We start from the raw sequence: 24,980 nt of genomic DNA, 5'->3' as shown, positions 1-24,980 counted from the left end.
ATTGGACGTAGTAATCACTATATTTTTCTGGTGTTTAGCGATGGGGGCGGGGGTTGGATTTCTGGCTGGCCTTTTAGGCATAGGCGGTGGTCTTATTATGGTGCCTGCCCTCGTTTATTTATTCATGAATAAACTAGGGCTTGATATTTCATTTGCCATGCCAATGGCCATTGCGACTTCACTTTCAACCATCATGTTTACCGGTTTGTCCGCGTCGTTCGCGCATTATAAATTGGGTAATTTAGACCGTTACATACTCAGCTACAGCGGTGTGAGTATGGCCATAGGGGCTATCGTTGGCGCTCAATTTGCCAGTATGATCCCCGGTGAGTTGTTGAAAAAGATATTTGCTGTTTTGGTGATTGCCATAGTTATTTATATGGTTTTTGGTAAACGGAAAGCCTCTGCTCAAGAGGTGAGTAAAGGCATTTTAAGCGGCATTGGCTTGGCTACGGGGAGTTTGTCGGCCTTAATGGGGATAGGCGGTGGTGCCATTCTAGTGCCGTCCTTAGTGTGGTTTAACGTTAATATTAAACACGCTATTGGCTGCGCTGCATTTTGTGGTTTAGTTATCGCAGTATTTGGCTCCTTAAGTTTTGTGCAAGCGGGTTGGCATCATACAGACTTGCCACCATTGTCATTTGGCTATGTTTATTTGCCAGCGAGTTTGGGGATTGTGTTGCTATCGGTGTTTACGGCCTCTTGGGGTGCCAAGGTAGGGCAAAAATTAGATACGCAACTTATAAAGAAAATTTTTGCAGGATTTCTGATACTCGTCAGCCTGCGTATGTTGTTAGGATAAGTAAAAACCAATGAATGATAGTTATTTTGTTTTTCCCCATATTGATCCGGTTATCGTTAGCTTAGGACCCATCAGTTTACGATGGTACGGGCTAATGTATTTAGTGGGTTTTGTTGCTGCATTTTGGCTGGCAAGTAAACGATTATCTCGCACTAACTGGAGTAAAGATCAGCTCAGCGACATGTTATTTTGGGGATTTTTGGGCGTCATCTTAGGCGGTCGTGTCGGCTATGTGTTCTTTTATCAATTCCCTACTTTTTTAGAAGATCCTCTATATTTATTTAAAATCTGGACCGGCGGAATGTCTTTCCACGGGGGCTTGATTGGTGTGATTTGTGCGCTGTGGTTATTTGCTCGCAAAACGCAGAGTCATTTATTAACGGTTGGTGATTTTGTCGCGCCGTTAGTGCCTATCGGTCTGGGCGCTGGACGTGTTGGGAACTTCTTAAATGCTGAGCTTTGGGGGCGCACCACTGACGTTCCATGGGCGGTTATTTTTCCTAATGCAGGCAATTTACCTCGTCATCCATCTCAGCTTTATGAGTTTGCTTTAGAAGGCGTAGCTTTATTTATTATTCTATGGTTATTCTCAAGTAAACCACGCCCGAGGGGCGCTGTAAGTGGGCTGTTTTTATTGGGATATGGTGCCTTTCGTTTCTTTATTGAGTATTTCCGCGAGCCTGACCAACATCTGGGTTTGTATCATGACTTTATTTCCCGTGGGCAAATTTTGTCATTGCCGATGATTATTACCGGACTTGCGCTAATTGTGTGGGCTTATCGATACAATGCCCTTCCAGAGCAAGCCCTACCAAAGACAAAGATAAATAAGAACGTAAAATCTTAGTTCGTTAAAAATGTAGAGACTCAGATATGCAGCAATATTTACAACTAATGCGCCATGTACTTGATACGGGCACAAAAAAAGAAGATCGCACCGGCACCGGCACCCTGAGTGTATTCGGTTATCAAATGCGCTTTGACTTGAGTCGAGGTTTTCCGTTGGTGACGACCAAAAAGTGTCACTTACGGTCTATTATTCATGAGTTGTTATGGTTTCTTAAAGGAGAAACCAATATTGCCTATTTAAGCCAGCACAATGTAAAAATTTGGGATGAATGGGCAACTGAGGAAGGTGAATTAGGCCCTGTTTATGGTAAGCAATGGCGCAGTTGGGAAGGGGTTGACGGCCAAGTTATCGACCAAATTAGTGAGTTAATAGAGCAAATAAAGCATAATCCTGATTCTCGACGCCTGATTGTCAGTGCGTGGAATCCCAGCGTTCTACCTGATACTCAATTTTCACCAAAAGAAAATGCCCAGCAAGGACGACAGGCTCTACCACCCTGTCACACAATGTTTCAGTTTTATGTTCTCAACGGCAAGTTGTCTTGTCAGTTGTATCAACGCTCTGGCGACGTGTTCCTTGGTGTGCCATTTAATATTGCAAGTTATGCCTTACTGACTATGATGATTGCTCAAGTGTGTAATTTGCAGGTAGGCGATTTTATTCACACATTCGGTGATGCACACTTATATGTTAACCACCTTGAGCAAGCGACATTACAACTAAGCCGTGAGCCATTTCCCTTGCCCAATATGGTGATTAACCCTAGTATAAAAAATATTTTTGATTTTACGATTGACGATTTTGAGCTACTAAATTATCAATCGCATGCTCATATTAAAGCACCAATCGCAATTTGATTTTTGTAAAAGGTAATACAGTCATATGACAACACCCGTACTCATTTGTGATGATTCTGGTTTTGCCCGCAGGCAAATGGAAAGATCAATTCCCGATGGTTGGGATGTTGAAATTAGTCATGCTGAAAATGGTTTGCAAGCCTTAGAATTCATCCGTGCTGGTAAAGCCGATGTAATGTTTCTTGACCTCAACATGCCAGTGATGGATGGTTATGAAACCATGCAAGCCATACGTGATGAGGATTTACCAACCCTAGTTATTGTTGTTTCTGGTGATGTGCAACCTGAGGCTCGAGTAAGAATGATGGGTATGGGTGCGATCGATTTTATTCGCAAACCTATCGACAATGGCAAATTAATAGAAATTCTTAACCAATATGGTCTTTATTCGGGTGAAGCGATTGCCAGTCATCGCGCTGAGAGCGTGCCTCAATTTCAGATGGAGTCTCGCGACGAAAGCTTAGACGCTTACAGAGAAATGGCCAATGTCGCAATGGGGCAAGCGGGTGAAAGTTTGGCCAAGATGCTAGGCGAGTTTATCAACTTACCCATCCCCAATGTTAACTTAATCACTAATAATGAATTGCATATGGCCATTACCGATATTCAGCGTAATGAGCAGGTATCAGCGGTTTCTAAAGGGTTTATCGGCTCAGGTATCAATGGCGAAGCCCTAGTTATTTTCAATGAATCTAATTTTGCCAATATGGTGAAATTACTCAAATATGATAAAGGCACCAGTACCGAAAAGTTAGAACTCGAAGCGCTTATGGACGTATCAAATATTTTGATTGGAGCATGTCTTAATGCGCTTTCTGAGCAACTGCATGTCACCTTCAGCCATAATCACCCGATCATATTGGGGCGGCACTGTGATTTAGACGACATTCTCAAAAGTAATATGAAAAAACAAGACAAGATATTGGCGATTGAAATTGCTTATTCAATAAAAAGCCAAGATATAAACTTTGATTTACTCTTACTATTTCCAAATCATTCGATTGATTTGATTCTAGATAAATTAGTTAAAATTTAATACTGAGGAGCAGTGATGGCCATTGATTCAAGCTTAGCAGAAATGCATTGGAAACATGACCTGCTAGGTTCTATTGAAGTCGGTATTGTTGTACTTAATAAAAATTTTGAAGTGCAGGTATGGAACCAGTTTATGGAAAACCACAGTAATATTGTGCCTGGCTTCATATTAGATAAAAGTATTTTCGAGTTTTTTCCTGAGATAGATGAACAGTGGTTCAAGCGCAAAGCAGAGCCTGCTTTTAAATTACGCTGTCCGGTTTTTGTGATTTGGGAGCAACGTCCCTATTTGTTTAAATTTGGTACCATTCGACCCATTACTTCACAAAGTGACTACATGTACCAAAATATCACTATTTTTCCACTCGCGTCACTCAGTGGTCAAGTAGAGCAAATTTGTATACTGGTTTATGACGTAACGGATGAAGCGGTAAATCGTCAAGGTATTCAAACACTCAACAAAGAACTAGAAAAAATCAGCCGAGTGGATGGTTTAACTGGTTTGTACAATAGGCGGTATTGGGAAGAACAGTTTGATTTAGAGTTTAAACGTGAAAAACGTAATGACCATCCCTCTAGTGTAGTGATGATCGATATCGACCACTTTAAGAGAGTAAACGATACCTATGGTCATCCTGCTGGTGACGATGTCATTCGCTCATTAGCGCACATCATTAAAAAAGCAACAAGAGAAACCGATGTGTGTGGGCGTTATGGCGGTGAAGAGTTTGCTATTTTGTTACCTGATACGCCAGTGGCGAATGTAGAATTTTTGACTGAACGGATCCGTCGCTTAGTTGAAAAATACACAGTTATCCATGAAGAACATGAAATTAACTTTACTATTAGTATTGGTATTGCAGGTTTTAATGGTGAATTTAAGAGTCATACCCAATGGCTTGAAGCTGCTGACCAAGCGCTTTATCGAGCTAAGGCTTCAGGTAGAAACAAGGTAGTCGTTGCTGGTGAATAAAGCACCAGCTTCACTTTTGCGTAATCGAATAATTGATTGAATATAATCAGTGGACGTGATCCAATAGCCTTATGATTTTTTATAGATTTTTCCTGTGATCCACACCTTTAAATCCACTTTATTGTGCTACAAAGATAAACGTCTCCTTTTCATCTTTTTATTTGGTATAGCCAGTGGTTTTCCTTGGGTTATGATTGGCTCGGCCTTATCGGCTTGGCTGCAAGAATCCGGTTTAAGCCGCTCTTCTATTGGCTTATTTGGCTCCATGTTTATTGCTTATTCGATTAATTTTATGTGGTCGCCATTGTTAGATAGAGTGAAACCGCCGTTTTTAGGACAGCGACGGGGCTGGATACTAAGCACTCAAATCCTTATTATTCTGGCATGTATAGGCTTAGCCGTCATTCCGGTGAAAGAGCAGCTACTGCTTGCTGGACTGATTGGCTTTTCATTGGCCTTATTCTCAGCCACTCAAGATATTTCGATTGATGCCTATCGTATCGACATCATTAAACCAGAAGAAAAAGACACGCTTTCTGCCGCCTCCGCTATGGCTACGGCAGGCTGGTGGACCGGCTTTGGTGGCTTGGGGGCAATTCCTTTTTTTATTGCTGATTTACCTAATTGGCAATGGTCCGAAATTTATTTTGTCTTAGCTGGAATTATGGCGCTTTTAGCCTTGGTGGTATTGGTTTCTGAAGAACCGGTGACAGATCGAGAATATCGGCAGCAGCTTGCGGCTAAAGCTTATTCTGAATGGCAAGCTGCTAGCGGAGCGTTACTCGATACTAGGCAAAAAATGCTTAATTGGTTATTAGTTACCTTGGTTGAACCCTTCCGTGATTTTTTTCAACGGAATACCTTTAAGTTAGCTTTTTCAATTTTGATGTTTATCTTTTTATTTAAAATAGGTGAAGCATTTTTAGGCAGAATGAGTATTGTTTTCTACAAAGAATTAGGCTTTTCTAATAGTGATATTGGTAGCTATTCAAAGCTATTAACCTGGTGGATCACGATCGTATTTTCGGTGATCGGTGGCATGGTGAATATTCGTTATGGGATATATCGAGGTTTAATGGTCAGTGGTATTGCCATGGCTGCAAGTAATCTAATGTTTGCTTTAATGGCCCAAGTTGGCCCTGACAAAGCGCTGTATGCGGCAACGATCTTTGTAGATGGATTCACAGCTGCTTGGAGCTCGGTGGCCTTGGTTGCGTTTATTTCTTTGTTATGTAATCAGGCTTTTTCCGCTTCGCAATATGCCTTGATGGCATCGCTTGGCGTATTAGGCAGGACGTTTATGGCATCAAGCAGTGGTTTCTTAGTAGACTGGATGGACGGCAACTGGAGTGCATTTTTTGTTTTGACCGCAGTGATGGTCGTCCCGAGTCTTATTTTCTTGTGGACCATCCGTGACCATATTGGACGTTTAGAGCGTGGCGAATATCACAATCGCTAAGGGGTTAAGGTCTTATTCCAATGCAATCCATGGGGAAGGGATATTTTTTCTGGCCTAACAAGGCATCTACGCAAGTCATTAATTCATCTCGTAAGAACAAATCAGTGAGCAAGGTTTCTTGCGGCCAATAGTGAATTTGATGCATAAGGTGCCAAAATACGTTTTCATTTTGACCGTATGGCAGGTGTTTACCTTGTTGAATTTGCGCCCATTCTTCCATGGTATCCCAAAAGAATAAATCGAGTTCTTCATAGACAATTTTGTAGTCTAAATACGCATTGACAAAGTAGGCCAATTGCTTAGATTTATTTTTGATGAAGCTGTGGACGGTTTGCACGAGTCTTTTAGTTCAGCTCTTTTGAGTTAGATGCGAGTAATTATAGTTAAGATTCTAAAGGTTTGTCGAAGTTTGACAGTGTAAAGATTGTGTAAACTTTATGTATTTGAAATTTAATAGCATTTTTTGATAAATATTGCTCACCAGCCCATGTGACTTAACCAACCGTAAATTTCTTTACTAATATAAGGTGCAGCGCTATCCATTGCGTTAAGACCAATGATTTTTCTCTGTCGATAGTGCAATTTTAGCGATCTAATGGTTGCGACTTTGCGTTTTTGAACGGTAGAGGCACTCCAGACGTTGTCCCCATCACTGTAAAAATCTAAAACCGGCATAGATGTACTCGCTAATTGTATGGCGAGTTTTTGATTGGTTAGTCTATCAGGCCAATACGGCTCGATGACGACCATCGCGTCGGGTGAGGGGAGGCTTTGCTCTGCGTATAGATGGATGAGACTGGCTGCACTAGTCCCCTGAGCAATAACCAGAATAAACCCTGGATATTCTTTGGCTTTTTCAATTGCCGCTAGCATGGTTACCGATAAACGTTGTAAATGTTCATCCAAGGTTTGTTGAGAGAGGTATTTGCCAGAATCTTTAATCGAAGGAAGGGAAGACGGACTGTCTGTCACGGGCTCGATATTTTCTCGCGGTGTAAGAAACTGCGTGGGGGGGCTAGGCACTAACATAGTTACCCAACCAAGTTCATTTAGTTCTGATACCAAAGGGCTTAAGCCGTGTTTGCTCGTTAAGGTGGTATGACTCTGCGTAACTAAAATAGCGACTCCTCTAGCAATAGCATTGGTGTTTTCTTGCAGCATCACCAGAACATCTTCATCGCCCACTTTTAGCTTTATATATCGATCGCTAAAAAATTCTCTTTCTAAGTCTAGGGTGGCTAACACGGATGGGTTAACTGCGGCTGTCACAGGCACACACATCAAGCAAGCTAAGAGAATTACTACTGTTTGATTAAATGCCACACGTGTTCGCCCTGACTAACCTTACACTTATATCGTACCCCATAGCACCAGACTTTAACTTAAAATGGAACTGGGCTGAAAAAGCGTTGTTTTATTCCATTGCTTGGGTGATTAAAGCTTAGATATTTGGCATGTAAGTGAAGACGTGAGGCCAGCGAAAGAGCAGTAGGGTGTGCGTACAAGCGATCGCCAATAATAGGGTGACCAAGACTCAACATGTGCACTCTAAGCTGGTGGGAACGCCCAGTAATAGGAAACAGTTCAATCCTTGATGTGTCCTTGCCCTTACTGAGTACTTGCCAACGAGTCAGTGCTTTTTTGCCTCGTTCATGATCCACCATTTGCTTAGGGCGATTCGGCCAGTCACAGATGAGGGGAAGATTCACCTCCCCGGATTCTTCTGATGGCCAGCCGTACACAATAGCTTCGTAACTTTTTTCTGTTTGTCTTAATTCAAATTGGCGAGACAAGTGCCGGTGCGCAGCTTTATTCATGGCCATAAGCATAATGCCAGATGTGGCCATGTCTAAACGATGAACAATACTTGCGCTTGGAAATACACGCTGCACACGAGCTTGCAGTGAATCAGCATGTTCAGGCGCTTTACCGGGTACACTCAGCAGCCCTGAAGGTTTATCAAGTATCACGATATCGTCATCTTGATAAATTATCCTTAAATAGGGCGACAGTGGTGGTTGGTAGTTTAGTAGCGCCATTAGGGGTTATTGACGACCAAGCGTACGGCTTCTAAATTCAGTTTAGCACTTGTAATTAAGTGAGTCAGGCTGCCTATCTGTTCTTCTAGATGGCTTATTTCTTCAGGCCTAATCGCTGGATTCACTTCACATAAACTTTGTAAGCGCGCTAATTCATCGCCAAGTAAGGTTTGCATTTGCTGTTGACGTTCAGTCTTAATTTCTCCTGCCAATTGCTCTGCTTGTACTTGGGCCGTTTCTAATGCACTAACAACCTGTGTGCGGAGAGCATTAATCAGTTGCACACCCATTTTAGGCCGTACAGACTCAATTTTAAAAAACGACTTATCTTCGTTTTCTAGTTTGGTATTAATACAAACTTTAATGGGAGTTGGTGGTAAAAAACGCGCTAACTGCATGGTTTTTTCTGCCTTGGCCGAGAGGACAAACAAACATTCAAGCCAATATGCACCAGCGGGTAGCGATCTATCTTGGCACAAGCCAACAGAACTTTTACCAATGACTTCGGTAGTTAACATGTCCATCGCATGAGTGATCATGGGATGATCCCAGCTGAGAAAATGGGCGTTTTCGATCCGAGTAGCCGTAGTGCGCTCGTACGTAACGGTCATTCCCTCCTCATCTAAACCGGGAAGTGGACTTAACATGGTTTCCGTCGGGCGAAGTAAATAGCAACTTTCGTCTTTTTCTTCTTGTAATACACCAATTGCATCAAACAACTTTGTCATAAATAACTCAAGAGTTGGAGACTCTTCGGCATTTAAGATGCGAGCCAAAAACTGTTCTACACGACCCTGGCCAGAAGAATTAAGCTCTAGTAATTTGTCACGTCCTTGCTCCATTTTTAACTTAAGTGTTCTATGCAGTTCGGCGGTTTGATTAATCAAGTGATGACATTGCGTTTCATCCTCAGGGTTTTGCAAGCAATTCAACAAGGCTTCTTGGGTTTCTTCGTAAACTATCATGCCGCTGGGACAAGTTTGTTCAAAGGCATTTAAGCCTTGATGATACCAATCAAGTAAGACTTGCTGAGCGCTTTCTTTAAAATACGGCACATGGATGCACACATCGAACTTTTGTCCTATTCGATCTAAGCGTCCAATTCGTTGTTCTAATAAATCGGGAACGCGTGGCAGGTCAAATAAGACCAAATGATGAGCGAACTGGAAGTTACGACCTTCGCTACCAATTTCACTGCATATCAGTACCTGTGCGCCTTCTTCACTTTGAGAAAAATAAACGGCCGCTTTGTCTCGTTCAACAATACTCATGCCTTCATGAAAAACCGTTGAGCGTATGCCCGTTTTAATGCGCAAAGCCTCAGATAACTGCATGGCAGTGGCAGCATTCGCACAGATTGTCAGGACTTTTTCGCCCTTTAATTCTTTGAGTTTATCGGCAAACCATACAACGCGCGGATCAACATCCACCCAACTGTTCACTACATTAGGGTGACGCTCTGGAGTGAGGTGCAACTGCAGATTATTGGGTTCAAGCGCTAATAGCATTTGATATTCGAGTGGCTGACTTAAGCCATAAGACAGAAGTTTTCTGCCAGGAAAGCCAGCAACTCCTGCGCGACTATTTCTAAACAACATTCGCCCAGTACCATGGCGGTCGAGCAGGGTATGCAGTAATTTGGTTCTTTGCTGGCGATCCGCTTGATTGATGTTTTCAAGCATGCTGCTATCAGCAAACTGGCTGATAGCCGCTATGTCATTAGCGCTTAAACTCTCACCACTTAGTAAGGGCGTGATGGCTTGCGCTAACTGGCTATATTGCTGTTCTTCATGAACAAAACGTTGATAGTCATGAAAACGCGCAGGGTCAAGCAGGCGTAAACGAGCGAAGTGGCTTTCATGTCCAAGCTGGTCTGGCGTCGCGGTTAATAGCAAAACACCTGCAGTGGCTTGAGCTAATTCTTCGATGACTTGATACTCTTGTGACGGTTGCCCCTGTGACCATTTAAGATGGTGCGCCTCATCGACTACCATTAAATCCCATTGAGCCGCTAAGGCTTGTTGATAATAGCGGCTGTTATGGGTTAAAAAATCCAAGCTGCAAATGACTAATTGCTCTGCATCGAAGGGGTTACTTGCATCTTCTGACATCGCCTCGCAACGTTCTTCGTCAAACACTGAAAACGCTAAATTGACCCGACGTAACATCTCGACCAACCATTGATGCACCAAACTTGATGGCACGACTATTAACACTCGTTGTGCTCGTGCTGTGAGTAATTGTTGGTGAATGATCAGGGCAGCTTCAATAGTTTTACCTAACCCTACTTCGTCAGCAAGCAGGACTCGTGGGGCATGTCTACGCCCCACTTCTGAAGCGATGTGCAACTGATGAGGAATTAAATCCACACGAGCGCCAACAAAGCCTAATAAGTCCGATACGCTATGATTAAATTGATGTTGTAAGCATTGCTCACGTAAGTTAAACCATTTTGGATGATCAAATTGACCATTAAACAAACGCTGCTCAGGCTGGCTTAATTGAAAATGATGGTCGATAAATGTTTCTTTCAGCGCAGCAGCGTGTTTGTTATCGAGACGAGTTCCATAATAGGTAAGTTGGCCATCTTGCTCGGTGATGCGTTCAACTAATAGTTCCCAGCCTTCATGGCATTTAACGGTATCACCCGCTTCAAATTGAATACGAGTAAGAGGGGCTGACTGCGCTGCATATACTCTTGTTTCACCCGTTGCAGGGAAAAGTACCGTAAGGGTGCGATTGTCGAGCAGAATGATCGTGCCTAACCCCAGATCTGACTCAGTGTCGCTCAACCAACGTTGTCCCAAAGCAAATAGTTGTTGTTTCGCCATCGTTATTACGGTTTCCTGTCTAAATGAATTTTCTGTATTGTTATGAATATGATTATGGCAGCAGTATGGCAGATTTGCTTAAGCAAGATGCACGACGCCCATTTTGTCACGCACTGCGCCGAGTGCAGCGTCATATTGTATCAAATTAAAATCGACTTACGTGCTGATCCGTTATTTTTTCCTAAAAATTAATAGGACGATGGGTGGAAAAGTTGATGAATATGGAGAAAAAGTGGTTTATTGTTGATTTACAGCTGAGCAATAAATCAAAAATTGTTCAGACTGTAGACTAGTCTGTGAGTGAGGTTTGCGAGGTTCACGGTTAGACTTTTGTCCGATCAAATCTGCAGCCAACCATGCCTACCACAGATATTCAGGCCTCATTGATGTGGAGATACGGATGCCAAAAAAAGCAGCACTAGATTCAAAAATTTATGTGTTAGATACCAATATACTCCTTCACGAACCACTCGCCTTTTTATCCTTTAAAGAAAATGACGTTGTTGTACCCATGACGGTGCTCGAAGAGCTAGATTATATTAAAGATAGTAAAAAAGACGTTGCGCGAGATGCTCGCGTATCAATTCGCGCGATGGAAGATTTGCTACACGATGCCACGCCAGAGCAAATGGTCGATGGCGTGTCAATGAAAGGCCTAGGAGCAGGCGACACGGCGCCTTCGGGTAGCCTTTCAATCTTTGTTGATCATGGTCTGCCTATCGACAAACACGTGTTTACCAGTAATGAAAATGACAATCGCATCATCAATAGTGCCCTGCATTTACAGGCGGAGTTTGCACCTCGTCAAGTGGTCTTAGTTACCAAAGACATCAATATGCGACTCAAAGCAAAAGGTGCAGGTTTGGCTTTAGTTGAGGATTACCGTACCGACCAACTGATTAGTGACATTAAGTATCTGTCAAAAGGCTACCATACCTTCTCCGGTCAATTCTGGAATCAAGTCAAGTCGGTCGATAGTCGTACCGAAGGGCGCGATACCATCCATACCATTGAGCGAAAAGTATTACCTGAAGCGTATGTCAATGAATTCTTAATTGATGAAGAAGGTAAGTTTGCAGGCATAGTTGAGTCGATGACTGACGAGCATCTTGAAGTATTGGACCTCGGAGTTGACCGTTTGATGGGACGCAGAGCTTGGGGCATTACACCGAAAAATATAGGCCAAGCGATGAGCTTACATGCCTTGCTCGATCCGCATATCGATTTGGTGATTCTAACGGGTCCTGCAGGTAGCGGTAAAACCCTGCTGGCATTGGCTGCCGCCTTGGAGATGGTGGTAGAGAAAAACATGTACGATAAGATTATTGTCACGCGTAGCACACCAGAAATTGCCGAATCTATTGGTTTTTTACCGGGTACCGAAGAAGAAAAAATGGCACCTTGGCTTGCAGCTATCACTGACAGCTTAGAAGTGCTGCATAAACATGATGAAAATGTAAAAGGCTCCATGAGTTACATTATGGAAAAAGCCAATATTCAGTTTAAGTCAGTCAACTTTATGCGCGGGCGAAGCATTCAAAACGCCATCGTGATTTTGGATGAGTCGCAAAATTTAACTGCCTCTCAACTCAAAACCATCATTACCCGATGCGGTGAAGGGACCAAGCTTATTTGCTCTGGTAATTTAGCTCAGATAGACAGTAACTACTTGAGCGCTGTTACATCTGGATTGACGTATTTAGTCGAGAAATTTAAGAATTTTTCGGGTAGCTCCACCATTAACCTAGATGGCGTAGTGCGTAGCCGCTTAGCTGAGTTTGCCGAAGAACAAATGTAAGTGTTAAGTGGATGGGATATACGAATCACTATTACTAGGTCGGGGTGCATTAAGTGAGATTTACAAAGGGTCTGATACTTTAAACACGTATCAGACCCTTTTATTAGGGCTACCTAAAATATGTAGTTAATGGCAAAACGAACGGCCGTTGCATCTCTAGTATCATCCAAATCATCACTACGTTTGCTCACATCCGCTTTTAATGCCACATTCGTGTCTAAGTCATAACGCACACCAACTGACGTAACACTATATTCTTCCATTGAGCCAAGTTGCAACCCTACACCAATCTGAGTTGCTATTGCCAATGGTTCGGCAGGGAGCCCAATAAGCCTATCGGTAAACTTAGGCTGATTAGCACTATCCTTTTTCTCGTAAGTCACCGAGGGCGTCCATTTACCAGCACGCATTCCTGCTGAAAGATAATAACTAACCGTTTTTGGCACAAAGGTCTCTTTAGCTTCTGTTATCGTGTATTCTGCCATAATAAACCAATCAAATTTATCGACTTCCATACCGACACCTGTAAATGTACCCGTATCTTTGTCAGAAGCTAAATCATTCGCGAACTCCGGTAAACCTAGACTTCGGATAACATCTAGCGCCATCGTTAGTTCAGGCCCAGTCGTGGATACTTTTGTAACGCCATACACCCCTCGTACTTTAAACCAGTCTCTGGATAATTCTGCGCTCGCTATCAGCAAGTTATCGGCTGCAAGCTTGTTACCTAAAAAGTCGCCAGAAAAACTGCCGAGACCCAATTGCATGTTATATTCCCAGTCACCAGAGTAACCGCTGTAATCAAAGCGCACACCATCCATATTCTGAGTAGGTACATCATAAATCACTCTTGGACTATTTACCCAGTGATAGGAATACCCTACATCACTAGAAGTAGAATAACGAAACAAAGGCTGACGTATACGCCCTGCAGAGACAGATAAATTATCCGTTGCTTGGTAAGTGATATAAGCCCATTCAAAATCAGGTTCATAATCATTCTTTCCTCGAGCGACTATTTGCCCTGTGGCCGTCATCTTACTGTTGATGTCGCCACTCACTTGTACGGCAAATAAGCTTTCTGAGGTAAAAGAAAAATCATCATCATAACCATACATACTGTCATCAGAGCTAGTAATACCACCAATTAGGTTGGCAAAACCGTTTATACGAAGTTCAGCTTGAACGCTTGTTGCAAGTAAAGAAAGAGAACCTATTAGTATTAATTTTTTCATTTTTGATGCTCCTGAGATTAGTTAAGTGGAATTGCTTTAACATTGCCGGTTACAGCAGCGCTGTCCACATAGCCAATGGCATCTTGGTTGTCAGCTACCAACGCGATGACCTCTGCATCATTTTGCACTTCTTTCGGAGGGATCCCTTTGCCAGTAAATACCAACTTGGACCAATAGGCTGAAACTTGAGCAGAGCTTCGTCCTAATACTGTTGTATCAAAATCTGTACGACTAGGGGAATCTGCGATTTGGTTGACGGGAATGGCTTCTTTGCCATTTGAAAATTTACCTTCTTTACCCAAAAAAATGCGTTGTGCAACTTTTGCGTCTATTACAGAGTCATTATTGGGATTGACGATAATAACGGTTTCAGAAAGAGCGGAAAAACTAACAGACAGAAAAACACTTGAACTGAGTATAGCCTTAATTAAAGCTTGTTTTTTTAACATGTCACGACCTTATAAGATTTGTGAATTCGCATCCATGCTAAGGAGTTGTTTTTAAATCTTAGTCGATTAAGTTAAATTAGCGAATTGTAAGAAATAACGTCAGTATAGAGCTCGGTACGTAGGTATTTAAATTCATACTATATGGCTATGTTCTTGGTTATTTTGCGCAAGGGACAGGGATAAAATACAAGCTAAATGCAGGTTAGGGTACTTGCTCGTAACTAAATAACCTACTATTGATCGCTCGTTCACTCGATGCAGCGACAGTGCCTAGGGGCATGAGAGCGGGACCCGTTGGCTCCATAAGTAAGTAGTCAGAGCCACCAAAATTGAAGGTTTGTTCGTTGCTTCTGTGAGGAAGGCTGATACCTAATAAAGCGTGTTGTGGCAAATACACCATAACTAATTTTATTTCTGGCAATAGAGAACGAATCAAGCCTGCTGTGAGAACGGACTTACTATCGCAGTCGCCAATATTTTCTCTAATAAGAGCAAGCGGCGGCAAAAAACCTGCACCATTTGAGCTCATTCTGTCTTCTAATTCGTTATAGGGAATGCTTTGAACCCAGCTTAAAAGTAAGTTTACATATATTCTACTTTCACTATTAGGCGGGAGTTTTTCATATATCGCTTGTGCAATCGGTAATAAAGGGGCTTTATTTTCGTTTATGTATCGTAAGTGATCGGCTTTCACCGCTTCTTGACCAAGATGGGAGTAAAAACGGGTGTAGTAATGGTCATGTAAATACTTGTCAAACGCTCTCTCCTGGCTTTTCGCCATGGATCCTTGCCATTTTGTTAAAAGCTTAGGTGAGCGACTGCTGACTTTAACGTTAATATCTTGAGTGCTTCGTTGAATTTCAATGCGAGCCTCGCGTGGGTCGATTAACCGTGCAGCTTTATGTAGCTCTATAAAGACGTATTGTTGCGCTAATTCGGGCACGTATCGTTTATGAACTTGTTTGGCGTTTTGTTTGTTCGCTAAATCAAAGGTGAGGTTTTGTGTTTGAGAAAAGCTATCAATCCATTGATAACTAAACATTGTTTTTTGATTTTCTTTGGCTTTTTTAAAACTTACTTGCTCAGCAAACACCTGATAATGGACAGTAAAGAATAGGATGGCGCTTATTTTTGCAATCCACCGAACACAGCAAAATGAGCTTGTAGTAGGCGTCAAAAAAAAGCGCGTAAACGCATTATTCTCTCGGTTTTTGCGTTGGGCTGCTGCGGTGGTTTGTTTGTTCAATTTCCAACATATCATGTTTATTCGTCGCCAGGCCTTCATCCGCGGGTTGATGTTCACTTGCCTTAGGAATAACTAAACTATCGGTAATTTTACCTAAGGCATTAAGTTTTCTGTCTGGGTTAACAAAAACCGGACGGGCTAATAATAAATTATTAGGATAGACCACATGCTCATTAGTGCTGGTGGTGAGTTTGGTATTGAGTAAACCCAACTCTGCAATATAGCCTTCTATATAGTTATCTGCATCAATCACACGAATATAATTGCCACGGCGAAAGGAGGTATGAAACAACAGGATAAAAAAGGATGTTACGTTACTTAAGATAGACCAACTAGCAAAGAGGGCGACCCCTAACAGGGTTATGATCGAAGTAGAAAATATTAAAAGGCCACTAAAATCAATTCCCCAAATGAGTAAAACGACCGCGATAGTCACAGTGGCACATACTAGTCTGACCATGTGATAGGCTTTTGCTACTTGCTCACTTTTAAAGCCGCTGTCATCGGTTGATTTAGTCAAGCGAGGCAGGGTGATACGAGTGACCAAGACATAACCAACCAGCGCTAAGCATGTTGCCAACAGATTGGTTCTGTAAGATGCGACCCAGTTAAGGAAGTCGACTAATATGGTTTCAAATTGCATTAAGGACTACAGATAAATTTACTTGAGGCTAGTTTAATACATAACGCAGGCTAGCAACTAATTGAATTGTTTTTGCCGTAAAAGTCCAAGATTGTATTCCACATCAATTACAGGAATAAAACCTGCTGGCGTTGCAAGGTTGACGTAGCCCTGTACGGTTTCAACTAATAAATCACCAAAAGTTGCAGTTCGAAGCAAAGGTTGGTTGAGCACTTCAGGCAAGTTGTCAGCCATAACCCAAGGAGATATGCCGCCTGCGGCAGCAAAAGCGAGGTCCAACTCAAAACTGTCTATTTTAGTGGCAAAGTCATACAGGGCTATTTCTTTAGTGACGAGTTTGAGTAATTCACGCTCGCCGTTCACTTGAGTTAACCGGGTTTGAAGTTCAGGCGGGGCGTAATACATTGCGATCATAGTAAAGAAATAGCCTTGTTTATTGGTACGCAAGCGAATTGAGCATCAAAGTAACACTGGGTGGCACTATCATGCTACTCGCTGTCAGTCATAGCAAGAATATTAAACTGATCATGTCTCCCAAGGGTCACGGTTATTTCGATGGGACTACAACAAATTTGACAATCTACAATTTGTTGTTGGTTGAGATCGTTATCGGGATCAACCTCTATATCATTGATTTCCATACAATAGGGACAGCTAAACTCTGCATTAGTGGTCAAACTCATTTTATATCCTTTAAATTTGAGACGTCTTTGCCGATATTATTACGGCACAAACTCAAACATAGACCAAAAATACGGATAAATTTAATTTATTTCTGTGTAATTAACTCAGGCTCGCAATATATTCTTTAAAGGCAATATTGCCTGCTTTGCGCTCTTCGGCAATTTTTTGGACATGTGGATTTTCGGTCAACAAAGCCATCAATTCGTGGGCGCCTGGCGCAAGCGCTAACAAGTCAAAATCAAAACACTTTTTAGCTACCACCGAAGCAAGGTCTGCACTGTATAAAAACATGATATCAGCAGCGCTAAACTCACTTCCGGCAATATAAGGGCTAAATTTTGCTGTTCTGGCTAAGCCTTCCATGCCTTTATATAGTGCGCGTTTTACTTCTTTTTTAGTGGCGTCACTCACCACCTGCCCAAAAAACACTTCTGGGTGGCAACGCCGAGCAGGTAATTCGAGATACAGTTCGCACATTTTAACTAGCTCTTTTACTTTTGATTTCGCAAAAGGTTCAGCAGGGTAAAGTGCTGGAAGGGGAAAAGTTTCTTCTAAATATTCGAGAATAACATTCGTTTCACATAAGGTGCCTTGATGTGTTTCTAAAGCAGGTACCTTGCCCATAGGACTCAGCCTCAGAAAGTCGCTCGATTGATTTGGATAGACAGTGTTTTTCGTGTATTCAACATCTTTATAAGCCAAAGCTAATTTAATCATGTTGAAGTAGTTACTTACATCAAAGCCATGCAGGGTTAACATTCTATGCTCCTATTATTATACTGCGTTTTAGCATGGGATAATTTAGGCCTAGTAACAAGATTATTTCATTTATAGATGTTTATAATTTGAACAACACAACAAACAAAAACGCCCGCAGTGAGCGGGCGTTTACATGTCGTTGTTAAGCGAGATTAATCAAACATATATTTAACTGAAAGTACGGTAGTACGTCCGTTAAGTGGGCGAGCACGAATGATGTCGCCTGCGTTTGCCGTTGCTTCTTCAGATTCAGTAATGACAAATTCATCGGTTGCGTTGTTTACGTTAAGTGCAACTGAGAAACGGTCACTGATCCAATAGGTCGCAAACAGGTTAACTAAGTTGTAACCATCCTGTTTAAGTTCATTTGAATCTTGAACATAAAATTCAGTAGAACCTTGGATAGAAGCACCAACTGACCAGTCATCTTGCACGTATTCAGGGGTGATGGTGTAGATCCAATCAGCTTGACGACGTGGTGTTTTGCCTTCTAGGGCAGGGTTGAAAGCATCTTTACTGATTTCAGCGTCAGTCCAAGTCAAGTTACCAGTAACCCGGATGTCATCTGTTGCATTCCATCTGCCTTCGAACTCAAGACCTGTCGCTTTATATTCACGAATGAAGGTTAGGCCACTAGTAAGCTCTGCTTGCGTATCTTCAGTTACAGTGTCAAATAACGTCGCGTTTAACATTAAGTCACGCGTTCCGTATTTAAAGCCTATTTCTAATTGCGTCGTTTCATCAAAACCTGAGGTTGTGCTAGTCAAGCTGCCATCAGAATTTAATGTACCAGCAATTTGTAATAAGCGGTCGGCAATTGCTCGGCTACCTTTACTGTAACGGGCGAAAATTGTTTTTGTATCGTCAAGTAAGTAAGAACCACCTAACGAGTAAGAAACATTGCTTGCTGTGTAGTCAACAATTTGTGAGCTTGCGCCAGCACGATTTAAGTTGATAACACCACCAGCAATAAATCCACTGTTAACTGCTGAAGCGTCTTCGATTTGCTCGATGGTACCGTTGCCGTTTAAGTCAAAGTCAGTATTGCCACCACAACATGAGCTAATAAGTTCGCCAGAAGCAGTCACTTCGTCGTAACGAACAGAGGCATCTACTAAGATATTGTCTGACAATTCGAAGCCGATGTTCATGTAAGGTGCTTTAGTAACGTAGTTTAAATCCCAATCCCAAGACAAGAAGCTGGCTGATAATAAGCCATCAGCAACGAGTTGTGTGCCATCGCCATCGGTGATGTTAAGCATCTGAGAGTTACTGCCATCCAAGGTTTGGATAAAAGTCTGCCAGCTAGCCCAGCTTGTAGCGATGTTTTGATTTGAGTAGTAATAACCCGCCGTTACAGACACGCCATTATCAAATTCTTTACGTAGGCTCATGTCGTTGATCATGTTGCCTAAGTCGTTAATGCGAGTATCAAACAACAAGTTAGTAAATGCTAAGCCATTATATGCATCACCGGCGTTTGGTCCATTTGCTAACGTAACAGACGTTGAATCACAGTTTAGTGCACTGCCGTCACCAGCTGTTGCGCCTGAACATAAAGCGGCAGCAAAACCATCAGCACTTTGAGGGCCTACAGGAAATCCGTCTGTGAACGGTGCAATAAAGCCACCAGAGATATCAGACATACGGAATTTATTTAAAAAGAACACGTTGTCCGCTACTTCTAAGTCAACTTCCATTCCGAAAGACGTTACTTTTGATTCAATGCCATCACGAAGATCACGGTTTTGCGCGTTACCGTAGCTATCAAAAGTGGAAATATTAGTGTTGTAAGCTGAGTTAAGCGCTTGTGAGCTAGCATCGTAGTTGTCTACTGGACCAAATTCGCCATTGCCGTTGAAACGCACAGGAGACGGCAAGTAAGTTGAGACTTTGTCATCTAAGTTTTTGAAGTAAAAACGAAGATGGCCTTTATCAAGTACCTTGGTGATGTTTAGTTTGATTTGACCACCTTGGTCACCATTGTAACCCGTCTCACGAGGGCCTTCACCGTTGCGGGCAAAACCAGCGACATGGTAAAACAAGTCATCAGCAAGCTCTCCGCCGTAGCGAAAATCTAAGCGAAACTCATCATAGTCAACACCAAAAGATGTTCCGATAGCACCACCACCTGATTCACCGGTGTTACTGATAAGGTTGATTACACCACCTGGAGAGTTACTTGCAAACGTCGAGGCAGAACCACCACGAACAGATTCTACTGTAGCTACAGACCAATCGTAACGTAGAAAGTTATCGGCATTACCGAAGTTGATATCACCGTATTCTAATACTGGCAGGCCATCTTCATGTATTTGCAGGAATTTAGAACCACCAGTAGCTAGAGGAATACCACGAATAGTAATGTTCGCGTTACCACCACCGCCAGACGATTCAGCGCGTATACCAGGGATAGCACGAAAAACTTCTGCGGTAGAACGCGGAGCAAGTTTAAGTATGTCATCTTCGCCTAAGGCACTAACTGAAACGCTCGCCTCTTGCATGGTGGCGCCAGCAGGAGAAGCGGTGACTACGATTTGTTCATAAGTCTCTTTGGCCTTTTGCGCCTCCGGTGCTTGGGTTTCCTGTGCGAATGCTTGGACGCTTAGACTTAAAGTTGCAATAGCGATCGCGGCACTAATTTTGTTCTTGTTAAAAACGGAATTAGTCATTGTGAACCTCATTTAGTTTTAGTGTGTTTGTGTAACCAAAGTAATTAAGCGCTATTCAAAACAGCTAGAAACCGGCTTAATCGTTTAAGATGTTGCGCAAATGATAGTGCTTAAAATCTGACTTGTAAATAAATTATAACAATAAAATAACAATGAATTTTAAAAAAGCCTGCTTATTCACACCAATAAAACTCTATGTGCATGATAAATATAGCTTATTTTTTTTACGATTTTTTGAACTTTTATTGTTAAATTAGTGTCTGTCAGTTGTTGTTTTAATCTTTATTAATCGGTTAAGCAATTTAGGTGTTTTGTAATTTGTTGTTTAGATGTTGCTGACGCAAAGCCTTGAGAGTGTTGTTTAGTTAACATTGATTAGAAAAAGCACTGAGGGATTATTACAAAATTTCATCGCGTAAATTAGCGCTGATTAGGTTGACATGCCGCGATAATTAGAACAAATCACTGTTAGGTTTCACTAGTAGATTCCGGTAGTATTGCAAGATGCACAAAGTAAAAAAGTCAGGAAATAGTTATTAAAAAGAAACTCAATTTGAAACAAGTTGCAGCGCAGTTAGGTGTTTCGACAGCGACGGTTTCTAACGCATATAACAGACCAGATCAGTTGTCAGAAAAGTTAAGAGAGCGAATTTTACGAGAGTCCGCTGAACTAGGTTACTACGGTCCTAATTTGGCTGCGCGCTCGTTACGACGGGGAGAGTCGGGCGTTATTGGTGTTATGTTGGCCGACTCAATCAGCTATAGCTTCTCTGATCCTGTGGCAAATCAACTGATGCAAGGAATCGCAGAAGTTTTAGTTGAAAACAAAAAGCAATTATTGCTGTTGTCTAGCGGTATGACATCTGCAGAGCAAAGTAGTGCAGAGTCCTTACCCGACGGTTTTATTCTTTATGGCGCTTTGCAAGGCAACGGATTTGAACATATCAAACGCACCGGTAAACCAGTGGTTGTGGTAGATTTTGAATTTGCCGATAGTGGCTCAGTAAATATAGATAACGAGCAGGGCGCCTATAACATTGCTGAACATGCGCTGCAAAAAGAAGACAACAGCCAAGTGGCGGTTTTGGGCCTTCGTCTGATTGACTCCTCTCGAATCTGTCGCCTAAGTCAAGAGGATCTAAGCATGCCCAGCCAAGAGATTTCTCGATTAAGGTTAGCGGGTTATATGCGAGCCGCCGAAGCGAATAAAGTCAGTATACCGGTCGATAAAATATGGCATATACCAATCAATTCTCCTGAAAAAGCAGAAGTAGCTGCCAGAGAGGCGTTGACCTCTTCACCGTTACCCACTGTGTTACTGTGTATGAGCGACGTAATTGCTTTAGCAGCCTTAAGGGTGGCGAATGAATTGAATATCGCCGTGCCAGGGCAAGTACAAGTAACAGGCTTTGATGACATACCCGAGGCATCCCGCAGCACGCCACCGTTATCTACTGTCTGTCAGCAAAATTTGGAAAAAGGTAGATTAGCTGCCACTATGTTACTTGAGGGAAATTCAAAGGAAAAAGTCATTCTTGAAACTCGTTTGGTCGTCCGTCAAACTTGTAAATAAAAAAGCTGCTGACATTCATTTACCGTCAGCAGCTTGTCTTAATATTACTTTAGGCCAACCACATCACTTGATAAGCTTGAAGTGCAATTTGCCCCTGATTAGATGACACAGACTGTTGGGTGATTAAATCATGACCCAGTGAGCTGTAGAGTTGATCGACAATTTTACTGTCTACGTGTTGTTCAAATTCACTGAAGTTGCACAATACTAATAATGTTTTACCTTCGTTGTCGTGTCTGGCAAAAGCAAATATATGACCGTTATTTGTTTCAAGTATCTGAGTCTCTGCTTGTCCAAAGATACTGTTTTGTTGCCTTATTTGAATTAATGTTTTCAAACCTTGCGATATTTTGTATTGCGCTGATTGTGGAATATTTGCCTGATCAATGGCGGAATCGGTTACAGCAATCCTATTTACCCAACGGTCATCGTGCTTTTTACTGTCGTCATGTTGATAAGAGTAATCGTTCAACAACCCTAATTCATCACCCGAATACAGCAGAGGTACGCCACCAATGCTCAAAATAATACTATGAACCAGTAAGATACGTTTGATCGCGTGGTCGATATTTTGAGAGTCATTATGCTCAATAGCGCTTTCTAAGCCTGCTAAGGATGCCAACGAGCCGCATACTCGACAGTCTCCTGTGCTGGGGTTTTCCCCAAAAGCAACGCCGCTGGCAAAAGAACCTTCAAAGCGACCAGTATAAAACTGATTGAGAAAGTAACGGTGGTCGTTACCATTGATGCCAAGTTGTTGCGCAACATCATCGTCAAACGTCCAGCCAATATCGTCATGGCAACGAATATAGTTGACCCATGCACACTGGTTTGAAATAGCAAAGCTCTTGCGCATAGATTGCGTTAACAATTGTGTTTTACGCGTTGCTAAACTCTCCCACACTAAAGCCATTAATAAGGGATTATAGGATAACTGGCACTCTTGTTTATCGATATATTTAAGCACTTCGTCAGGATGAACAATGGCTTCTGACTTAAAGACGACAGCTGGAGCACTGATTTGTAGGCAACTATTAAATGCTTGAATCAAAGTATGGGCTTTGTCTTGATTTTCACAAGTCGTGCCCATTTCTTTCCAAATAAACGCTAGGGCATCAAGGCGTAGTGCTTCACAACCTAAGTTCGCTAAAAATAGCATCTCGTCTGTAATACCGTTAAATACAGCGGGGTTAGAGTAATTTAAATCCCACTGAAAGCTATTAAATGTTGTCCACACCCATTTTTTAGCCTGCTCATTCCAGGTAAAGTTTCCTCTTCTAACTTGAGGAAATATTTCTCGAAGTGTGTGTTCGTACTGATCAGGCAGGGTGCGATCATCAAACATATGATAGAAATCGGTGTACTCACTGTCACCCTCTTTGGCTGCCATGGCCCAACGGTGTTCATCAGATGTATGGTTAAATACAAAATCCAGTACCAAACTGATACCAGATTTTTCTAATGCTTTGGCTAGCGTTTTAAGGTCGTCTATATCCCCTAATTTTTCATTTACCTTCCGATAATCAGATACGGCATAACCACCGTCACTATCGCCTTTGGGCGAGTCATAAAGAGGCATTAGATGCAGATAAGTAATGCCTAGTTCCTTTAAGTAGGGGATCTTAGCCTGCAGATTAGTTAGGTCACCCGCGAATAAATCTACATAACATGCCATACCTAGCATGTTTTCCGATTGATACCAGTTAGGATCATTCAAACGTTTTTTGTCTTTGCTCTTTAGGGCTCTAGATCGCTGACTAAAGCCTTGCGCCAAGGTATCGACTAATTGCTGTAAATAGTAATAGAAATCGTAACGGTGACCATAAAGTTGGAATAATAGTTCAAACAACCTTGGAAACTCTGCATTTAGCCTAGCTTCAAATACGGCCATATCACTTTTCGACAACTGAGAACGATCGAGACTGATTAGGATGCGATTCAATGAGCGTTGACTTTCTTGTAATAAGTTCATAATTAATTAATCTTCTGATACGTTTAAGTTAAAAGCGTGTGTGCTAATTATTATTGATTCTACCGCATAAAGTAAATACTTTGCTAGGTTATTTTTACAAGGTATTTACAAATAAATTCTGATTTGTTAATGTTAATTCATTGATGCTTAATCGATTAAGTGTTTATTTTAGTATGACATAAAGAAAGATATTCGCTTAAGATTAGCTGTTGATAACATATTTTACGTAAAAACGTTAACCGAATTGAATTGATTAAAGGGTAATAGGCAATGACAAAAGATCAAATAGGAAGCAGTACTACGCTTATTCGTTGGCTTACTTACCTCATGTTTATGATGTTTGCCATGACATCAGATTCTGTTGGTGAAATTATTAAAGAGGTCAAACGTGAATTTGATGTAAGTAACACGGAAGCCAGTTTGTTACATTCATTGTTTATGATAGGTATTGCATTTTCTGGACTTTTTCTGGGTTTCTTAGCGGATAAATTTGGTAGAAAAATCACCATAATCTTGGGTTTAAGTTTATTCGCTCTTTCTTGTTATTTTTTCCTCGCAGCTAATAGTTTTGGCTTCATTCTAGGCCTTATCACCTTATCGGGTATTGCGGTTGGTGTATTTAAAACGGCAGCATTGGCGTTGATAGGTGATATATCGACATCGACTAAAGAGCATACTGGTACAATGAATGGGGCTGAAGCTTTTTTTGGTATAGGCGCTATTATCGGGCCCTTGATTGTAGCCTGGATGGTTAGAGAGGGCGTGGATTGGAAATTACTGTATGTGCTTGCTGGTGGTATGTGCACGTTACTTATTCTGTTAGCTTGGAAAGCTGACTATCCAACTCACAAAAAGCAAACCTCAAACAAAGAACCCATAAACTTTATGAGTAGCTTAAAACTACTTAAGAACCCCTATGCAATGGGTTTTTCAGTGGGGGCATTTTTGTATGTTGCAGCCGAAAGTGCGATTTACGTATGGATGCCAAGTTACTTAGTGTGTGATGCTGCGAGCCTTAGTGATACCTTTGCTTGTTATACAGATGGCCCCGATAAAATGTTAGCGATGTATGCGGTATCTGTCTTTTTCTCCTTACGCGCAGC

At 41.9% G+C, this 24,980-nt stretch carries 22 protein-coding genes; 9 read left to right on the top strand and 13 right to left on the bottom strand.

Annotation, left to right across the window (positions count from 1 at the left end; translation table 11 throughout):
• Position 1: 1 nt before the first annotated feature.
• The 6 genes from NWQ57_RS20905 to NWQ57_RS20880 all read left to right on the top strand — a co-directional run bounded on the left by NWQ57_RS20905 (position 2) and on the right by NWQ57_RS20880 (position 5,976).
• Positions 2 to 802, top strand: coding sequence for a sulfite exporter TauE/SafE family protein (locus NWQ57_RS20905; protein ID WP_306024129.1), 801 nt, complete (start codon positions 2 to 4; stop codon positions 800 to 802).
• Between the two features lie 10 nt (positions 803 to 812).
• A complete protein-coding gene (lgt, locus tag NWQ57_RS20900) occupies positions 813 to 1,649 on the top strand; it encodes a prolipoprotein diacylglyceryl transferase (RefSeq protein ID WP_306024128.1) in 837 nt (278 codons plus the stop codon).
• A 26-nt stretch (positions 1,650 to 1,675) separates the two neighbouring features.
• Complete coding sequence (locus NWQ57_RS20895; protein WP_306024127.1) at positions 1,676 to 2,509, top strand: thymidylate synthase; 834 nt, start codon at positions 1,676 to 1,678, stop codon at positions 2,507 to 2,509.
• A 25-nt stretch (positions 2,510 to 2,534) separates the two neighbouring features.
• Entirely contained in the window at positions 2,535 to 3,545 is a 1,011-nt protein-coding gene (locus NWQ57_RS20890) for a response regulator (RefSeq protein WP_306024126.1), read from the top strand.
• 15 nt (positions 3,546 to 3,560) lie between these two features.
• Complete coding sequence (locus NWQ57_RS20885; RefSeq protein WP_306024125.1) at positions 3,561 to 4,517, top strand: sensor domain-containing diguanylate cyclase; 957 nt, start codon at positions 3,561 to 3,563, stop codon at positions 4,515 to 4,517.
• A 94-nt stretch (positions 4,518 to 4,611) separates the two neighbouring features.
• Entirely contained in the window at positions 4,612 to 5,976 is a 1,365-nt protein-coding gene (locus NWQ57_RS20880; RefSeq protein WP_306024124.1) for an MFS transporter, read from the top strand.
• A 4-nt stretch (positions 5,977 to 5,980) separates the two neighbouring features.
• Here the strand turns inward: NWQ57_RS20880 and NWQ57_RS20875 are convergent, their stop codons facing one another.
• From NWQ57_RS20875 to rapA, 4 genes are all read right to left on the bottom strand, one after another.
• Complete coding sequence (locus NWQ57_RS20875; protein ID WP_306024123.1) at positions 5,981 to 6,313, bottom strand: hypothetical protein; 333 nt, start codon at positions 6,311 to 6,313, stop codon at positions 5,981 to 5,983.
• Positions 6,314 to 6,453: 140 nt separating this feature from the next.
• Positions 6,454 to 7,299: a DUF3530 family protein gene (locus tag NWQ57_RS20870; RefSeq protein ID WP_306024122.1), complete on the bottom strand. Its 846-nt coding sequence runs from the start codon at positions 7,297 to 7,299 to the stop codon at positions 6,454 to 6,456.
• A 59-nt stretch (positions 7,300 to 7,358) separates the two neighbouring features.
• Positions 7,359 to 8,015 carry a pseudouridine synthase gene (locus tag NWQ57_RS20865; RefSeq protein WP_306024121.1) on the bottom strand — a complete coding sequence of 219 codons (657 nt, stop codon included), beginning with the start codon at positions 8,013 to 8,015 and terminating at the stop codon, positions 7,359 to 7,361.
• Positions 8,015 to 10,846, bottom strand: a complete 2,832-nt coding sequence (gene rapA, locus NWQ57_RS20860) for an RNA polymerase-associated protein RapA (RefSeq protein WP_306024120.1) — start codon at positions 10,844 to 10,846, stop codon at positions 8,015 to 8,017. Before rapA ends, NWQ57_RS20865 begins: the two co-directional genes overlap by 1 nt.
• Before the next feature lie 400 nt (positions 10,847 to 11,246).
• Here rapA and NWQ57_RS20855 point away from each other — a divergent pair, with 400 nt between their 5' ends.
• A complete protein-coding gene (locus NWQ57_RS20855; protein ID WP_306024119.1) occupies positions 11,247 to 12,644 on the top strand; it encodes a PhoH family protein in 1,398 nt (465 codons plus the stop codon).
• A 113-nt stretch (positions 12,645 to 12,757) separates the two neighbouring features.
• Here the strand turns inward: NWQ57_RS20855 and NWQ57_RS20850 are convergent, their stop codons facing one another.
• The 8 genes from NWQ57_RS20850 to NWQ57_RS20815 form a co-directional block, all read right to left on the bottom strand.
• Positions 12,758 to 13,879, bottom strand: coding sequence for a topoisomerase IV (locus NWQ57_RS20850; RefSeq protein WP_306024118.1), 1,122 nt, complete (start codon positions 13,877 to 13,879; stop codon positions 12,758 to 12,760).
• Between the two features lie 17 nt (positions 13,880 to 13,896).
• Positions 13,897 to 14,328, bottom strand: a complete 432-nt coding sequence (locus NWQ57_RS20845; protein ID WP_306024117.1) for a phosphate ABC transporter substrate-binding protein — start codon at positions 14,326 to 14,328, stop codon at positions 13,897 to 13,899.
• A gap of 202 nt (positions 14,329 to 14,530) precedes the next feature.
• A complete protein-coding gene (locus tag NWQ57_RS20840; protein ID WP_306024116.1) occupies positions 14,531 to 15,589 on the bottom strand; it encodes a hypothetical protein in 1,059 nt (352 codons plus the stop codon).
• Positions 15,525 to 16,217 (bottom strand): mechanosensitive ion channel domain-containing protein, encoded by a 693-nt coding sequence (locus NWQ57_RS20835; protein ID WP_306024115.1) that lies wholly within the window; start codon positions 16,215 to 16,217, stop codon positions 15,525 to 15,527. Before NWQ57_RS20835 ends, NWQ57_RS20840 begins: the two co-directional genes overlap by 65 nt.
• 57 nt (positions 16,218 to 16,274) lie before the next feature.
• Positions 16,275 to 16,631 (bottom strand): hypothetical protein, encoded by a 357-nt coding sequence (locus NWQ57_RS20830; protein WP_306024114.1) that lies wholly within the window; start codon positions 16,629 to 16,631, stop codon positions 16,275 to 16,277.
• Positions 16,632 to 16,705: 74 nt separating this feature from the next.
• Entirely contained in the window at positions 16,706 to 16,900 is a 195-nt protein-coding gene (locus tag NWQ57_RS20825; RefSeq protein ID WP_306024113.1) for a CPXCG motif-containing cysteine-rich protein, read from the bottom strand.
• A 100-nt stretch (positions 16,901 to 17,000) separates the two neighbouring features.
• Complete coding sequence (locus tag NWQ57_RS20820; protein WP_306024112.1) at positions 17,001 to 17,660, bottom strand: glutathione S-transferase family protein; 660 nt, start codon at positions 17,658 to 17,660, stop codon at positions 17,001 to 17,003.
• A 152-nt stretch (positions 17,661 to 17,812) separates the two neighbouring features.
• Positions 17,813 to 20,332: a TonB-dependent receptor domain-containing protein gene (locus NWQ57_RS20815; RefSeq protein ID WP_306024111.1), complete on the bottom strand. Its 2,520-nt coding sequence runs from the start codon at positions 20,330 to 20,332 to the stop codon at positions 17,813 to 17,815.
• A 553-nt stretch (positions 20,333 to 20,885) separates the two neighbouring features.
• Between NWQ57_RS20815 and NWQ57_RS20810 the strand changes: the two genes are divergently transcribed.
• Positions 20,886 to 21,905, top strand: coding sequence for a LacI family DNA-binding transcriptional regulator (locus NWQ57_RS20810; RefSeq protein ID WP_306024110.1), 1,020 nt, complete (start codon positions 20,886 to 20,888; stop codon positions 21,903 to 21,905).
• A gap of 49 nt (positions 21,906 to 21,954) precedes the next feature.
• Here the strand turns inward: NWQ57_RS20810 and NWQ57_RS20805 are convergent, their stop codons facing one another.
• The gene (locus NWQ57_RS20805; RefSeq protein ID WP_306024109.1) at positions 21,955 to 23,877 is read right to left on the bottom strand and encodes an alpha-amylase family protein; all 1,923 of its coding nucleotides are present in this window, start codon (positions 23,875 to 23,877) and stop codon (positions 21,955 to 21,957) included.
• 327 nt (positions 23,878 to 24,204) lie between these two features.
• Here NWQ57_RS20805 and NWQ57_RS20800 point away from each other — a divergent pair.
• Positions 24,205 to 24,980: sugar MFS transporter (locus NWQ57_RS20800; protein WP_306024178.1), on the top strand; the 776-nt coding region annotated here is incomplete at its 3' end.

The sequence above is a fragment of the Paraglaciecola sp. genome, assembly GCF_030730205.1.
Classification (GTDB): domain Bacteria; phylum Pseudomonadota; class Gammaproteobacteria; order Enterobacterales; family Alteromonadaceae; genus Paraglaciecola.
This window is presented reverse-complemented; position numbering and strand designations above follow the sequence as displayed.